General features: G+C 65.5%; 15 protein-coding genes. 8 read left to right on the top strand and 7 right to left on the bottom strand.

Annotation, left to right across the window (positions count from 1 at the left end; translation table 11 throughout):
• Nucleotides 1-12: 12 nt before the first annotated feature.
• The 5 genes from G4G31_RS10825 to ugpQ all read right to left on the bottom strand — a co-directional run bounded on the left by G4G31_RS10825 (nt 13) and on the right by ugpQ (nt 6,285).
• Nucleotides 13-762: an electron transfer flavoprotein subunit beta/FixA family protein gene (locus G4G31_RS10825; protein WP_182991422.1), complete on the bottom strand. Its 750-nt coding sequence runs from the start codon at nt 760-762 to the stop codon at nt 13-15.
• Between the two features lie 302 nt (nt 763-1,064).
• On the bottom strand, nt 1,065-1,322 hold the full coding sequence (locus tag G4G31_RS10820) for a sulfurtransferase TusA family protein (protein WP_182991421.1): 258 nt from the start codon (nt 1,320-1,322) through the stop codon (nt 1,065-1,067).
• Between the two features lie 228 nt (nt 1,323-1,550).
• Nucleotides 1,551-2,483: an OmpA family protein gene (locus tag G4G31_RS10815; RefSeq protein ID WP_229425514.1), complete on the bottom strand. Its 933-nt coding sequence runs from the start codon at nt 2,481-2,483 to the stop codon at nt 1,551-1,553.
• A gap of 218 nt (nt 2,484-2,701) precedes the next feature.
• Complete coding sequence (gene alaS, locus G4G31_RS10810; RefSeq protein WP_182991419.1) at nt 2,702-5,311, bottom strand: alanine--tRNA ligase; 2,610 nt, start codon at nt 5,309-5,311, stop codon at nt 2,702-2,704.
• Nucleotides 5,312-5,529: 218 nt separating this feature from the next.
• On the bottom strand, nt 5,530-6,285 hold the full coding sequence (ugpQ, locus tag G4G31_RS10805) for a glycerophosphodiester phosphodiesterase (protein ID WP_182991418.1): 756 nt from the start codon (nt 6,283-6,285) through the stop codon (nt 5,530-5,532).
• 169 nt (nt 6,286-6,454) lie between these two features.
• Here ugpQ and G4G31_RS25750 point away from each other — a divergent pair, with 169 nt between their 5' ends.
• Genes G4G31_RS25750 through G4G31_RS28225 form a run of 4 tightly spaced genes read left to right on the top strand, consistent with a single transcriptional unit; the run spans nt 6,455 to nt 7,523 of the window.
• Complete coding sequence (locus G4G31_RS25750) at nt 6,455-6,862, top strand: hypothetical protein (protein ID WP_229425513.1); 408 nt, start codon at nt 6,455-6,457, stop codon at nt 6,860-6,862.
• Nucleotides 6,863-6,866: 4 nt separating this feature from the next.
• Nucleotides 6,867-7,022, top strand: a complete 156-nt coding sequence (locus G4G31_RS25745; protein WP_229425512.1) for a hypothetical protein — start codon at nt 6,867-6,869, stop codon at nt 7,020-7,022.
• A 37-nt stretch (nt 7,023-7,059) separates the two neighbouring features.
• Nucleotides 7,060-7,227: a hypothetical protein gene (locus G4G31_RS28230; RefSeq protein WP_308622155.1), complete on the top strand. Its 168-nt coding sequence runs from the start codon at nt 7,060-7,062 to the stop codon at nt 7,225-7,227.
• Nucleotides 7,224-7,523, top strand: a complete 300-nt coding sequence (locus tag G4G31_RS28225; RefSeq protein WP_229507924.1) for a DUF3597 domain-containing protein — start codon at nt 7,224-7,226, stop codon at nt 7,521-7,523. Before G4G31_RS28230 ends, G4G31_RS28225 begins: the two co-directional genes overlap by 4 nt.
• Nucleotides 7,524-7,662: 139 nt before the next feature.
• Here G4G31_RS28225 and G4G31_RS10790 read toward each other — a convergent pair whose 3' ends face one another.
• Both G4G31_RS10790 and trpS read right to left on the bottom strand, forming a co-directional pair.
• Nucleotides 7,663-8,712, bottom strand: a complete 1,050-nt coding sequence (locus tag G4G31_RS10790) for a zinc ribbon domain-containing protein (protein ID WP_182991417.1) — start codon at nt 8,710-8,712, stop codon at nt 7,663-7,665.
• A gap of 523 nt (nt 8,713-9,235) precedes the next feature.
• Nucleotides 9,236-10,249, bottom strand: a complete 1,014-nt coding sequence (gene trpS, locus G4G31_RS10785; RefSeq protein ID WP_182991416.1) for a tryptophan--tRNA ligase — start codon at nt 10,247-10,249, stop codon at nt 9,236-9,238.
• 411 nt (nt 10,250-10,660) lie between these two features.
• Between trpS and G4G31_RS10780 the strand changes: the two genes are divergently transcribed.
• From G4G31_RS10780 to G4G31_RS25735, 4 genes are all read left to right on the top strand, one after another.
• Nucleotides 10,661-12,400, top strand: coding sequence for a family 1 glycosylhydrolase (locus G4G31_RS10780; protein ID WP_308622154.1), 1,740 nt, complete (start codon nt 10,661-10,663; stop codon nt 12,398-12,400).
• Nucleotides 12,313-12,981, top strand: a complete 669-nt coding sequence (locus G4G31_RS28220) for a sugar nucleotide-binding protein (RefSeq protein WP_308622153.1) — start codon at nt 12,313-12,315, stop codon at nt 12,979-12,981. The genes G4G31_RS10780 and G4G31_RS28220 overlap by 88 nt, the downstream gene beginning before the upstream one ends.
• Nucleotides 12,982-13,246: 265 nt before the next feature.
• Nucleotides 13,247-14,374, top strand: a complete 1,128-nt coding sequence (locus tag G4G31_RS25740) for a cation:proton antiporter (RefSeq protein WP_229425511.1) — start codon at nt 13,247-13,249, stop codon at nt 14,372-14,374.
• Nucleotides 14,317-15,018, top strand: coding sequence for an NAD-binding protein (locus G4G31_RS25735; RefSeq protein ID WP_229425510.1), 702 nt, complete (start codon nt 14,317-14,319; stop codon nt 15,016-15,018). Before G4G31_RS25740 ends, G4G31_RS25735 begins: the two co-directional genes overlap by 58 nt.
• Nucleotides 15,019-15,179 lie beyond the last annotated feature (161 nt).

Raw genomic sequence — 15,179 nt, 5'->3', positions numbered from 1 at the left:
GCGAGGCCGCGATCAGATGACTTTGGCTTCGGTGCGCAGCTTCTGCACCAGCGTGGCGACGTCCGGCACCTTGATGCCGGCCGAGCGCTTGGCCGGCTCGACGACCTTCAGGGTCTTCAGGCGCGGCGAAACGTCGACGCCCAGGTCTTCCGGCTTGATCGTTTCGAGCGGCTTCTTCTTCGCCTTCATGATGTTCGGCAGCGTGACGTAGCGCGGCTCATTCAGGCGCAGGTCGGTGGTGACGATGGCCGGCAGGCTCAAGGCAACGGTTTCCAGGCCGCCGTCGACTTCACGGGTCACGGTCACTTTACCGTCTTCCAGCACGACTTTCGAGGCGAAGGTAGCCTGTGGCCAGCCCAGCAGGGCAGCCAGCATCTGGCCGGTCTGGTTCGAATCGTCGTCGATCGCCTGCTTGCCGAGGATGATCAGCTGCGGCTGTTCCTTGTCGGCCAGCGCCTTCATGATCTTGGCCACGGCCAGCGGCTCGGTCTCGACCGTGGTCTCGACCAGGATGCCGCGGTCGGCACCGATCGCCATGCCGGTGCGCAGGGTTTCCTGGCACTGCGGCACGCCGATGGACACCGCCACCACCTCGGTGACCTTGCCGGCTTCCTTCAAACGGGTCGCTTCTTCGAGCGCGATTTCGTCGAACGGGTTCATCGACATCTTGACGTTGGCGATATCCACGCCGCTGCCGTCGGACTTGACGCGGACCTTGACGTTATAGTCGACCACGCGTTTGACGGGTACCAGGACTTTCATAGGTGTGCCTTTGAAAAATTGAAGAGGTAGACTGTGGCTTAAAAGGCCAGATTATAAGAGATAACAGCTTCAAGGCTGAATTAAAGCACGATCGTGCGATTTTTGGTTAGAGGGATGCTTCCAAATCGCACGTGTATTGAATAAAGGGGTTGCAGGAAAGTGTCCCTGCCAAAGATGGGCTCGCGCGCTGCACTTGCGGCCGTACCTGCCGCCGACCTTTCGAGACGTGCTCGTCACTACCTTAGCTTGCCCGCTCCAGCGACCGGTCCACGGTGCCAGCGCAGGCTACCGCCTTGCCAGCCTTACTTGCGGCGCATCAGGAAGACGAATTCGCCATTGTTCTGCGTGTGCGACAACAGCGCATTGCCGGTCTGCTTGGCAAAAGCCTGGAAGTCGCGCACGGAACCGGTGTCGGTGGCCGTGATGCGCAGCACTTCTCCGGTAGCCATTTCAGCAAGTGCCTTCTTGGCCTTCAGGATGGGCAGCGGGCAGTTCAGGCCGCGCGCGTCCAGGTCCTTCTGGAAGTGAATCGTATCGGTTTCGAGAATGGTGTCGCTCATCGCATGCCTGCTAAGGTGGGTGATTCTGGATGCATACTACTCCTATTTGCGGATTATGACGCGGCGCACCAAAATAGTCATATCCTGTTGCAATTTTGCAACCAAAAAATAGGAAAAGTTCGGAGAGATATTGCTGAGTCGCAGCGAATGCGCCCGTTGGCGGCGCATCGCTGCACGCGGGTGGTGCAAAGGCGGTGCGGGACAGGCAGCGCCTGCCACCGCCCGTTCTTACATCTCGACCAGCTCGACGCGCCGGTTCTTCTGGCGCCCCGCGTCGCTGCGGTTCGACGCCACCGGCGCATACGAGGCCGCCCCTTTCGCGCTCAGGCGCCGCGGCTCGATCTTGTAGCCATCGGCAAGCGCCTTCACCACCGCCTCGGCGCGCTTCTGCGACAGTGCCAGGTTCATGTTGGCATCGCCCTGGTTGTCGGTATGGCCGACGATATAGACCTTCAGCTTCGGGTCCTGCTGCAGCATCTTGGCCATCTCGCCCAGCGCGGGTGCCGAATCGGGCTTGACCTCGGCCTTGCCGGTGTCGAAATAGACCCCGTAGATAGCAACCTTGCCCTCGTCGGCGATGCCCTTGGCCATCTCGGCCGCGTTCAGGTTGGCCGCAACCTTGCCGTTTTCCATGGCCTTGCCTTCGACGATCTCGACATAGGCGCCGCCGTTGTAGCTCAATACCGGCCCCGTCACCCATACCGCGACGTTCACGGCCGTGCCGTCCGGGCGCGTGCCTGCCGCCGCCATGTAGCGCTGCTCGCTGGCGTGGATGAAGGTGCCCGCCGCGCCGACCTCCTTCAGGTAGCCGTTACCCAGGCGCTTGTCGTGCCAGTAATCGTTGATCCGCTCGCCGCAAGCTTCCTTGGCGCAGGCAAACACGATCTTCAGGCCGGCCTTTTCCAGTGCGCTCTGGTAATTGCGCATGACTTCGAGCGACGAACGCTCGCGCGGGTTCAGGTAGGCGATGCGGGTGTACCTGCCGGAGAGCTGCAGGGTTTTCTCGAATGCCGGTTTGCGCTCCTTGGTGAAGTAGCGTTTGCCTGCCGGCAGCGTGACCTCTTCGAATTCGGTGGCTTCGTAGCCAATCATCCGCGCGCCCTCGAAGCGCGACAGCAGGGGGTGATCCTTGCCTCCCTTGACGGTATCGGCAGCCGGCATGGCAGCCCAGGCCGGCAAAGCCGTTGCGATACAGAGAAGCAGTGCTGCAAGTCGATGAATACGCATGTCCGTCCTTGGGTTATCGATTGAACAGCGGCATTCTATGTACATATTTGCAACGACGCAACGCCTAACCCGTGTGCATAAGCCAATCGTGCGCGCGGCAAGGACGAAAAAAAGCCGCCCGCAGGCGGCTTCTCGTACAAGCCTTGAAACGGTCAGGCGCGCTCGCCCACCCAGCCAGCCACGCCGGCCAGCGCGCCAGGCAGGCCCGCCGGATCGGTACCGCCGGCTTGCGCCATGTCCGGACGGCCGCCGCCCTTGCCACCCACCTGCTGGGCAACGAAATTGACGAGCTCGCCGGCTTTCACTTTACCGGTGGCGTCCTTGGTGACGCCCGCGATCAGGCTGACCTTACCCTCGAGCACGCTCGCCAGCACGATGGCCGCGGTGCCCAGCTTGTCCTTCAGCTTGTCCATGGTCTCGCGCAGGGCCGTCACGTCGGCGCCTTCCATCGTCGCGGCCAGCACCTTGATGCCGTTCACGTCGACCGCCTGGCTCAGCAACTCGTCGCCCTGGCCGGCGGCCAGCTTGGACTTCAATGCCGCCACTTCCTTTTCCAGCGACTTCACCTGCTCCTGCACCTGGCCGATGCGGTTCGGCAGTTCGTCCGGACCGGTTTTCAGCGCAGCGGCCGCAGCCAGCAGGCGTGCATTGGTCGCCTGCACCCATGCCAGCGCACCCTCGCCCGTCACCGCCTCGATACGGCGGATGCCGGCAGCGACGCCGCCTTCCGACACGATCTTGAACAGGCCGATATCGCCGGTGCGGGTCACGTGCACGCCGCCGCACAGCTCTTTCGAGGAGCCGATGTCGAGCACGCGCACTTCGTCGCCGTATTTTTCGCCAAAGAGGGCCATTGCGCCATGCTTCACCGCGTCGTCGAAGGACATGTTCTGCGCCTGGGTCGCGTGGTTTTCCAGGATCTCGCGGTTCACGATCAGTTCGACCTGGGCGATCTGCTCCTGGGTCACCGGTGCATTGTGGCTGAAGTCGAAACGGGTCTTGTCCGGATCGACCAGCGAGCCTTTCTGCTGGACGTGGCTACCGAGGACTTCCTTCAGCGCCTTGTGCATCAGGTGGGTTGCCGAGTGGTTGCGGATGGTGCGCGCGCGCTTGGCCTGGTCGACCTGCGCGTCCACGGTGTCGCCGACCTTCAGCGCGCCGGAACGCAGCACGCCGTGGTGGCCGAACACGTCCGCCTGAATCTTGAGCGTGTCTTCGACTTCAAACTCGCCGCTGCCGGTTTTCAGCAGGCCATGGTCGCCGACCTGGCCGCCGGATTCGGCGTAGAACGGCGTGGTGTCGAGCACGACGATGCCTTCCTGGCCGGCTTTCAGTTCCTGGACGGAGACGCCTTCCGAGTACAGCGCCAGCACGTGGGTGTTGTGGACCAGCGACTCGTAGCCGACGAACTTGGTCTTCTCGCCCGCGTAGTCCACCTTGGCCGCCATCTTGAACTTGCCGGCGGCGCGCGCGGTCTTCTTCTGCTGCTCCATCGCCTCGGCAAAGCCTGCTTCGTCGAGCGTCACGCCGCGTTCGCGGCAGATGTCGGCGGTCAGGTCGAGCGGGAAGCCGTAGGTATCGTACAGGGTGAAGGCGGTGGCGCCGTCGAGGTTCTTCGCGTCCTTGGCCAGCTGCGCTTCCAGGATCTTCATGCCGTTTTCCAGCGTCTCGCCGAAACGCTCTTCCTCGGCCTTCAGGGTCTGGGCCACGCGGTCTTTCGCGTCCGCGAGTTCCGGATAGGCCGTGCCCATTTCAAGGTTCAGGTCGTCGACCAGCTTGTAGAAGAACGGACGGGTCTGGCCCAGCTTGTGGCCGTGGCGCAGCGCGCGGCGGATGATGCGGCGCAGGACATAGCCATGGCCTTCGCTGCTCGGGATGATGCCGTCGACGATCATGAAGGAAGCCGCGCGGATGTGGTCGGCGATGACCTTCAGCGAATTGTTTTCCAGGTCAGTCGCGCCGGTTTCACGTGCAGCGGCGCGGATCAGATTCTGGAACAGGTCGATCTCGTAGTTGCTGTGCACGTGCTGCAGCACGGCGGCCAGGCGCTCCATGCCCATGCCGGTGTCGATCGACGGCTTCGGCAGCGGGGTGAGCACGCCGGATTCGTCGCGGTTGAACTGCATGAACACGAGGTTCCAGATCTCGATGAAGCGGTCGCCGTCTTCCTCGGCCGAGCCTGGAGGACCGCCCCAGATGTCGGCGCCGTGGTCGTAGAACACTTCGGTGCACGGGCCGCAGGGGCCGGTGTCGGCCATCTGCCAGAAGTTGTCGGAGGCGTAGCGCGCACCCTTGTTGTCGCCGATGCGGATGATGCGCTCTTTCGGCACGCCGATCTCGTTGGCCCAGATGTCGTAGGCTTCGTCGTCTTCGAAGTAGACGGTGACGGTCAGCTTCTCGGCGGGCAGCATGTAGACCTTGGTCAGCAGCTCCCAGCAGTAATTGATGGCGTCGCGCTTGAAGTAGTCGCCGAAGCTGAAGTTACCCAGCATCTCGAAGAAGGTGTGGTGGCGCGCGGTGTAGCCGACGTTTTCCAGGTCGTTGTGCTTGCCGCCGGCGCGCACACAGCGCTGCACGGAGGTCGCGCGCTTGTACGGGCGCGAATCGAGGCCGAGGAAGACGTCCTTGAACTGCACCATTCCGCTGTTGGTCAACAACATGGTCGGATCGTTGCCCGGCACGAGGGGGCTGGACCGTACGATGGTATGGCCCTTGGACTCAAAGAACTTGAGGAACTTTTCGCGAATTTCGGAGGATTTCATGTTGGTCGGGGCGGAAAGAGAGCAGTACGTATATAAAGAGAATGATTATAGCGTAGGGTAGGCGGCTATACCCGCGTTGCTCGGCAAGTTCGCGACTTCTGCGCCGCCTACGCGTTCAACCCCGGCCGAAACAGCACCGCGGGATGCCGGAGCTGCCTGGACGCGTAGGCGGCATTGCGGCAGCGTGGTCCGTCACCTCGCGGGTGGAGCCGCCTACCCTACGCGAAATCCGGTCCGATCAAATCGATGCGGTCTGTACAAAACGCGTCTACGCCCCATGAAAGTAGTTCACGTGCCCGCTCCGGGTCGTTCACCGTGTAACAGAACAACCCATACCCCGCCGCCCTCACCTCGCGCGCCAGTTGCGGCGTCAGGTGCTTGTGGTTGGTGTGGATGGCCACCGCTTCGACCGATTGCGCGCGGCGCTCCCAGTCGGGCGGCAGTTCGCTCATCAGGCAGGCACGCGGCACCCGGGGCGCTACTTCGCGCGCCGCTTCGAGCGCCAGGTGGCTGAACGACGACAGGAGCGGCACCGCCGCCATCTCGCCGCGCGCGATCTCGTCGGCGAACAGCGCCGCGGCGATGCGCGCCACGGTGCCACCGGTCTCGATGTCATAGCCAGGCGCCGGCTTGATCTCCATGTTCATCCAGACCCCGTGCGCCTTGCAGAATCCTGCGAACTCAACAAAAAGCGGCACCGGTTCGCCTTCGTACTCGCGCGCGAACCAGCCGCCGGCGTCCAGCGCCGCCAGTTCGGCCGCGTCGTAGTCGAAAACGTTGCCGGAACCGGCCACGGTGCGCCCGAGGTAGGGATCGTGCATCACCACCGGCACGCCGTCGCGCGCCAGCATGATGTCGTATTCGATGGCACGAAAGCCGCGCCGCATGCCCTCTTTCAGGCCAGCGAGCGTGTTTTCCGGCGCCAGCGTGCCGCCGCCGCGGTGGGCCAGTACCCGCGCATGAGGCCAGCTCATGGCGACTCCGGCGCTTGCATCGACAGGGATCGGTAGGGTTTGGGCATCGCGTCAGCTTAGCGCGGTCTCCGCCCAATTGCTAGCCGGAATGGATACCGGGGTTTTCTGCCGCATGCGTTCGATACCGTACCGAATGCGGGAACCGTGCGTCCTACCCTCCTCGTTCACCTTGTCATCCAAGCAGGAGAACATCATGGCTTTTGATTTGGGCAATCTGTTGCAGCAATACATGAACGGCGCATCGGGCGCAGACAACACCCGTGCCACCGAAGATTTCGAACGCGTGGCACAGGAGGTGCCGCGCGAGCACGTGGCGCAGGGGGTCACGCAGGCGCTGCGTTCGGACCAGACGCCGCCCTTCCCGCAAATGGTCGGGCAGATGTTTGGCCAAAGCAACCCGAACCAGCGTGCGGGCATGCTGAACCAGCTGCTTGCGGCCGCCGGTCCTTCCCCTGCTCGGCTCGCTTGCTGGCGGCGCCGCCGGCGGCGGTCTGGGTGGTCTTCTGGGGAATGTGCTCGGCGGCGGCGCCCGACCCGACCCGATCACGCCGGAGCAGGCATCGCAGCTCTCGCCTGAGCAAGTGCAACAAATCGCCGAGAAGGCGGAACAGGAAAATCCGGGCGTCGTCGAACGCATGGGCGACTTCTACGCCGAGCATCCAAACGTGGTGAAAGCCCTGGGCGGCGCCGCGCTTGCGATTGCGCTCGGCCACATGGCGCAGGGCATGCGCCGCTGATCAGACCGACTTCATCGACAACAACAAGGAGAAACACATGGGTATCCTCAGCAATATCTTCCACAAGATCTTCCCGGGCCGCGACAAGCCGGCCGCCACCCAGGCCCCAGGCGCAGCGCCGGCGGCCGCACCGGGCGGACAGCAAAACATCCCGGTGCCGCCAGCCACCGCGCAAGCCCAGCAGGCCGGCCAGCCAACCCGGTGACGCCCGCCGCCACCGCACCGGCCGCCACGCTGGCCCAGCAGGTGGACGTGGAAGAAATCCTGACCAACAAGCAGAAGGCATCGGGCCAGCAGCTGAACTGGCGTACCTCGATCGTCGACCTGCTCAAGCTGCTCGACCTCGACAGCAGCCTGCAATCGCGCAAGGAACTCGCCGCCGAACTGCACTACACCGGCGACACCAGCGACTCGGCGACGATGAACATCTGGCTGCACAAGCAGGTGATGAAGAAGCTGGCCGAGAACGGCGGCAAGGTGCCGGCCGACCTGCAGGACTGATTCGCCAGGACGGCCATGCCGCCCGCCGGCTTGTTTTTCGACGATGCCCGCGATGCCCCGGTGACGCGGGCAGCGTCGTCCCTCACGCCCCGCACCTCGCGGTGGGGATCGGCAGGCCTGGCAGCCCCGGGCAAGCGCGCTAATCGGCCAGGCTGGTATTGGCCGCGGTACCGCAGGAAAAACAGAAGCGTCCGAACGCATTCTTGCGCGTGGTGCAGCCGCCGCAGCGGTTGAACAGGCCGATCCCGCAGTGCGGGCAGAAGTCGGTGGCGCCGTCCTTCAGGTCGACGGCGCGCTCGCAGCCCGGACATACGCCCTTGCCGAGGCGCGCCAGGGCGACGTCGTAGCGCAGGGTCTGGCGGCGTTCGACGTCGGGCAGCGCTTCGCTTTCCTTCTGGCGTGCCAGGTAGCGCTGCAGCGAGGCGATGGCATAGCGCCCGGCCACGACGGTCACGACGATGCCCACCACATAGCGCACATAGCCGCCGTAGCTGGGCAGGTAAGGCACCAGTTCGAAGAAGAAGGCGAACAGGGCGAAGAAGATGAAACCCCAGGCGAAAGGCCAGGACGGGCCCTTGCGTTTGTGCTTGAACAGCCAGCCGGCCGCCAGCAGCAGCGGCAGGGTCAGTGCCAGCCGGTAGCCGAACACGCGCAGCTCGAGCGCACGCACCGCCTCGGAATGGGCGATCAGCGCCGGTTGCTCGAGTGCGTTCCATCGCGCCCGGGTGCGCTCGGCCTGCTGGCCGGCGTCGAGCAGGGCCTGGTCCTGGGCCTCGACCGCCGCCAGCGCCTTGCGTTCCTCCGCTTCCAGCGCGTCGAGCGCGTGCGTCCGGCTGATGAGTTCGGGGTCCTGCTCGGGCCGCGCCGTTACCTTGCGGGTGGCCAGCCAGTTATCGAAGGTGGCGCGCGCCGACTGCGTATTCGAGCGGGCCACCTCGTGCTTCTGGACGGCCTGGTCGCGCCGCTCGCGTGCGGCGCCCTGCTTCTCTTCGGCTTCCTTCTGCTCGGCACGCAGCGCTGCCAGCCGGGCCGGATCCATGAACTGCTCGACGGTCGGCGCTTCCTCGACGTCGGCCAGGTTCTCGACCAGCTTGCCTCCCAGGCCGATCAGGAAGCCGGCGAAGGCCAGCGCCACCAGCCACAGTGCCCGGTTCAACCACTTCTCGGTCAGCCGCAATCCCTTGCTCATATTTCCTCCTGTCACAAAATTCCCGATAATCGGCGATGCCGCAAAGGGGAGCTTGACATGGCGCAAAACATGACGCGAGTGTGGAAGCGTGAGACGCGAATATCGATACCGTGGGTACCGCCAGACAGCGCGCCAGGACCTGGGGTGGACGGCCCCGCCGTGCATGGGGCGTGAAGATAAAGCCCGCGCCGCTTCGCGTTCAACCAGCTGGAGAACAGCCGCAGTCATTCGAACGTGGGTTGAACGCGTGGGCGGCGCACGCGCCGCGTGGATGCAGATGTCAGGGTGGAGCCGACCACCCTGCGTACGATTGCAGGGTGGTCGGCTCCAGCGCGGATGGCGCTTCAGGATAGTGTCCGCGCCGCCCGCGCGTTCAGCCAGCAGGCGAACAGCCTCACAGGCCTTGCGCAAGGTAGGGGGGTCGGCTCCACCGTGAACGATGCGTCAAGGCCAACGCTTGCGCCGCCCACGCGTTCAAGCGGCAGGCGCACAGCCACGCCACCTGCCGCCATGGGCAAACCAATCAGAAGTACGACAACCCCAGGGCGCGGCGCACTTCGTCGACCGTGTTGGCCGCCACTTCGCGCGCCTTCATCGTCCCTTCCCTGAGCATCTCCAGCACCTGCCCCTTGTCCTGGGCAAAGTGCTCGCGGCGTTCGCGGATCGGCGCCAGCATCTCTTGCAGCACGACATCCAGGCGCTTCTTGACCACGCTGTCGCCCAGGCCGCCACGGGTGTAGTGCGCCTTCATCTCCGCCAGGGCATCCTTGTCCGTGTCGAAGGCGTCCAGGTAGAGGAAGGCGACATTGCCTTCCAGGTGGCCGGGGTCCGACACCTTCAGGTGCAGCGGATCGGTATAGACCTGCTTGACGGCGGCGCGGATCGCGTCCGGGCTGTCGCCCAGGTTGATCGTGTTGCCGAGCGACTTGCTCATCTTGGCCTTGCCGTCGATGCCGGGCAGGCGGCCGATTTCCGGCACCAGCGCCTTGCATTCGACCAGGATGTCCTTGTTCGCCAGGCGGTTGAAGCGGCGCACGATCTCGTTGCACTGCTCGATCATCGGGATCTGGTCTTCGCCCACCGGCACCAGGGTCGCCTTGAAGGCGCTGATGTCCGAGGCCTGGCTGACCGGGTAAGTCAGGAAGCCGGCCGGGATGTCGCGCTCGAAATTGCGCAGGGCGATTTCCGTCTTGACCGTCGGGTTGCGTTCCAAACGGGCGACAGTCACCAGATTAAGATAATAGAATGTCAACTCGGCCAGTTCCGGCACCTGGGACTGGATGAAGATCGTCGAGCGTGTCGGATCGATGCCGACAGCCAGATAATCGAGCGCCACCTCGACAACGTTACGGTGTACCTTGCCGGTGTCATCCATGTTGTCGGTCAGCGCCTGGGCGTCGGCCAGCATGATGAACTGGCGGTACTGGTCCTGGTAGGCAACGCGGTTGCGCAGGCTGCCCACGAAGTGGCCGAGGTGCAGCGGGCCGGTTGGACGATCGCCGGTGAGGATGACGGGTGCAGGGGTGGTGGAGCTCATCGGGTTTCCTTGTGTTTCCTGGTAGTGCCCCGATCCTGCCGCGCCAACGAAAACGCCACCTGAATCGAGGCGGCGTTCATTGAGTCACATCTTCTCGTGGAGGCCGCGCGCTGTCAGCGGCGCCACCAGGTGCAGAACGAGAATTGTGGGTTCAGAAATTTCATGGATGGCATGGTTGCAGGTTGGCGGCGCGCTGTCAACCGCAAACGACCGGCCGCGACGGGGGGAGCGGTCCGGAGGGGTCTTCAGGCCCGGTATCGCCGTCGTCCTGGGATAAACCTGCCCGGCGGCTGGCCGACATAACGGACGTCAAGGTCCACGCAGCATCCAGACGAGCGTCCGACCGAACTTCATTTCCTGGCGGCCGTCTAAAAGCTTTTTGTTGTCACAATTTTAATAAGTGGTGAAATCATGCATAACACGAGCCCGAACAGCCAACACCGCCCACTCGAACTGTGGGGCGGTCTCGAATGCACCGTCAACCGCGTGCGCGACGAATACTTCAGCCAGCTCGACCGCAATGGCCACGCACTGCGCGCCTGCGACATCGGCCGCTTCGCCTCGCTCGGCATCCGCGCCATCCGCTATCCCGTGCTCTGGGAACGCACCGCTCCGGACGGACTCGACAAGGCCGACTGGAGCTGGCCGGACGAGCGCCTGCCCGCCCTGCGCGACGCCGGCGTCACCCCGATCGCCGGACTCATTCACCACGGTAGCGGCCCGCGCGACACCAGCCTGATGGACCCCGCCTTCCCCGAACGCCTGGCCGAGTATGCCGGCGCGGTGGCCGCCCGCTATCCCTGGCTCGAGTACTACACGCCCGTCAACGAACCCTGCACCACCGCCCGCTTCGCCGGCCTGTACGGCGTCTGGTATCCGCATGCGCGCGACGACAGGAGCTTCATCCAGGCCCTGCTGGTGCAGTGCCGCGCCGTCGTGCTGTGCATGCGCGCCATCCGCAAGGTCAACCCGAACGCCAAGCTGGTGCAAACCGACGACCTCGGCAAGACCTACAGCACGCCCGAGCTGGCCCATGTGGCCGAGTTCTACAACGAGCGCCGCTGGCTGGCCTGGGACCTCCTGTGCGGCATGATGGGCCCGGAGCACAAGCTGTGGAAGTATTTGCTGGGCACCGGCATCGACGCCGCCGAGTTCCTCTGGTTCCGCGACAACCCCTGCCCACCCGATGTCATCGGCGTCAATTACTACGTCACCAGCGAGCGCTGGCTCGACCATCGCCCGGAACGCTATCCGCAGCACCACCGCGGCGTCGCCGACGGCGTGCCTTGCGCCGACATCGAAGCCTCGCGCGCGCTGGCCACGCCGACGCCCGGCATCGGCCCGCTGCTGGGCGAGGTGTGGGAGCGCTACCGCCTGCCGATCGCCGTCACCGAAGCGCATATCGACGCCAACCGCGAAGACCAGCTGCGCTGGCTGCTGGAAATCTGGGAAGCGGCGCAAACGGCACGCCAGGTGGGCGTGGACGTGCGCGCCGTCACTGTCTGGTCCCTGCTCGGCTCCTTCGACTGGAATAGCCTCGTCACGCAGAACCGCGGCTACTACGAACCTGGCCCCTTTGATGTGAGATCAAAGATGCCGCGCCCGACGGCGCTGGCCGCCATGATGCGCGAACTCGGCAGCGGCCGCACGCCTTCGCATCCGGTGCTGCGCGGCCAGGGGCTGGTGGCGACGCCCGGGGCGCTTCCTGTGCACGCCGATCGCCACGCCGGCCGCCATCACCTCGATCTCGGCCGACGGCCACCGCCTGGTCGGCACGGGCGCCGCGCCCATCCTGATCACGGGCGCTACCGGCACCCTGGGCCGGGCCTTTGCCCGCATCTGCCAGAAGCGCAGCCTGCACTACAAGCTGCTCTCGCGCATGGAGATGGACATCGCCGACCCCGCTCGGTCGAGCGCGCGCTGGCCCACCACAAACCCCGGGCCGTGATCAACACCTCGGGCTATGTGCGCGTGGACGACGCCGAGGGCGAGGTCGAGCGCTGCATGCGCGACAACACCGTGGGCGCCGCCACCCCCTGGCCGAGGCCTGCGCGCGCCATGGCGTGCACCTCACCACGTTCTCCAGCGACCTGGTCTTCGACGGCAGCAAGGGCAGCCCGTATGTCGAGAGCGATCCGGTCACGCCGCTGAACGTGTATGGGCGCAGCAAGGCCGAGTCGGAAACGGCGGTGCTGGCCGCCCACCCCGGCGCCCTGGTCGTGCGCACCAGCGCCTTCTTCGGTCCCTGGGACCGCCACAACTTCGTCAAGCTGGCGCTCGATGCGCTCGAACGCGGCGAGCGGTTTGCGGCCGCGAACGACATGACGGTGTCGCCGACCTACGTGCCCGACCTGGTGCACACCTGCCTGGACCTCGCGATCGACCGCGAATGCGGGGTCTGGCACCTGAACAACGTGGGCTCGGTCACCTGGTACGAACTGGCGCGCATGGCCGCCGAGAAGGCCGGCATCGATGCCGCCAAGCTGGTGGCGCAGACAGCGAGCGAAATTGGCATGGCCGCGGCACGCCCGGCCTACAGCGTGCTGCACAGCGAACGCGCGATCCTGCTGCCAAGGTTGGAAAACGCGCTGGAGCGCTTCATCGAACTGCGCGGCGTCGACGATCCGGAGTACGAAGAACTGGTCAAGACCGCCGAATCGCGCCAGCCGGTGGCGAGCGGCCATCGCCAGCAGGAAGAGACGCCGGCGGAGGCGGTGGCGGGGAGTTTTTGAGTAAGCGGCGCGTCCTGTAGGGTGGGCGCCCCGTGGTGAAGCCGTCATTGAGGCCATTGGCCTCAATGACCCCACGCGCAATCCCGCTTCGCTCATGGGCGATCAATCGTCCACAATACGGGGAATGAGGGCGCAATCGCCGCGTCCGCGAACCGGCCCATCCGCGTGGACGCGGGGTGCCCACCCTGCAGATGGCGGCCGCTTCCTCTCCTCCCGGCCGTTATAAAATGCCAATGCCCTTCCCCAACCGCCAAGGCTTAGCCCCGTGCAAGAGCAACACGCCTTCCCCTTTCTGCGCGAAATCCTCCTGTTCCTGATCCTGGCCGGCGTCCTGATTCCGACCCTGCAGCGCCTGCGCATCAACCAGGTGCTCGGTTTCCTGGCAGTAGGTACATTGGTCGGTCCCTATGGCCTGGGCCTGCTGACCCACGAGATCCCCTGGCTCGGCTGGCTGACCTTCCCCAGCGGCCAGGGCGTGGCCATGCTGGCGGAGCTGGGCGTGCTGTTCCTGATGTTCATGATCGGCCTCGAGCTCTCGGCCGCGCGCCTGTGGGCGATGCGCGCCTGGGTATTCGGGGCCGGCACCGTCCAGGTGCTGGCCAGCGCGCTGCTGATCGGCGGCGCCGCCTGGATGCTGGGGCAGGCGCCGGCGACGGCCGCGATCCTCGGCGTGGTGCTGTCGCTCTCTTCCACCGCCGTCGTGATGGCCCTCATGAGCGAGCAGCAAACCACCGGCAGCCCGCTCGGCCAGGCGGCGTTTGCCGTGCTGATGCTGCAGGACCTGGCCGTGGTGCCGATCCCGGTGCTGCTCGGCGTACTGGCGCGCGGCAGCGGCGACGGCGCGGCGGCCCTGGCCATGATGACGATGCTCAAAGCAGGCGGCGCCATCGCCCTCATCTACCTGGTCGGGCGGCGCATCATTCCGCCGCTGTTCAAGGCGTTTGCCCGCCATCGCCAGCCGGACGTCTTCATGGCGCTGATCCTGCTTTCGACCTTCGGCATTGCCGGCTTGTCCGCCGCCGCCGGGCTGTCGATGGCGCTCGGTGCCCTGGTGGCTGGCTTGCTGCTGGCCGAGACCGAGTTCCGCCACGAAGTCGAACTGATGGTCGAGCCTTTCAAAGGCCTGCTCATGGGCCTGTTCTTCATGACCGTGGGGATGGGCATGGACACGCGCCAGCTGGACGAGGCGCCGCTGTGGCTGGCCGGCGCCGTCCTTGGCCTGGTGGCGATCAAGGCGCTGGTGGTCACGCTGCTGTTTCGCGCCGGCCGCCTGCCCTGGAGCCGCGCGCTCGAGGGCGGCCTGCTGCTGGCCCGGGCGGCGAATTCGCCTTTATCGTGCTCGGTTACGCCATCAACAGCAAGCTGCTCGACCCGGCGCTGGGCGCACGCGTGATGCTCGCGGTCGGCTTGTCGATGTTCATCACGCCGCTGCTGGCGCGCATCGGCAGGACCATCGGCGAGCGCGACGATCGTGCCCACCGCGAGCGCGCAGTGCAGGAACAGGCGCAGGGCTATGCCGGTGCGCGCGGCAAGATCATCATCGCCGGCTTCGGTCGCGTCGGCCAGCAGCTGGCCAAGCTGCTCGACGCCCGGGGCATCGCCTACGTCGCCTTCGAAAACGATGCGCGCCTGGTGTCGAAGCTGCACGCCGAAGGCGCGCCGGTCTACTTCGGCAATGCCGCGCGGCCCGAACTGCTGCGCCTCGTGAACGCCGACGAGGCGCCCGCCATCGTGCTGACGATGGACCATCCGGCGTCGGCACTGCAGGCGGTACGCGGCATCCGCCGCGAATTCGCCCAGGTACCCCTGTTCGTGCGCTCGCGCGACGAGAAGCATGCACGCTCGCTGCGCCGCGCCGGTGCGACGGTGATCGTGCCGGAAACGCTGGAAGCGAGCCTGCAGCTGTCGGCCTTCGTGCTGGAGGCGATGGGGCTGGACGAACGTACGGTCGATGGCATCGTCGACCGCGAGCGGGATCTGTTTGCGGCGCAGCTGGACGATGCGGGACTGCGAGAGGTGGGGACGCATCGGCCGTAGCCCGTTCGATGGCGACCGCAAGGTGACGCACTGTGGCATGCATGGGCACGACAGCGTGGGCACGGAGTGCCCACCCTACGGTACTGGGGGCCTCGGTGACGGTGCCCACCCTACGGGCAGCAGCACACCGTAGGGTGGGCTCTTGAGCCCACGCGGTATGG

The sequence above is a fragment of the Massilia sp. Se16.2.3 genome (assembly GCF_014171595.1).
Classification (GTDB): domain Bacteria; phylum Pseudomonadota; class Gammaproteobacteria; order Burkholderiales; family Burkholderiaceae_D; genus Telluria.
This window is presented reverse-complemented; position numbering and strand designations above follow the sequence as displayed.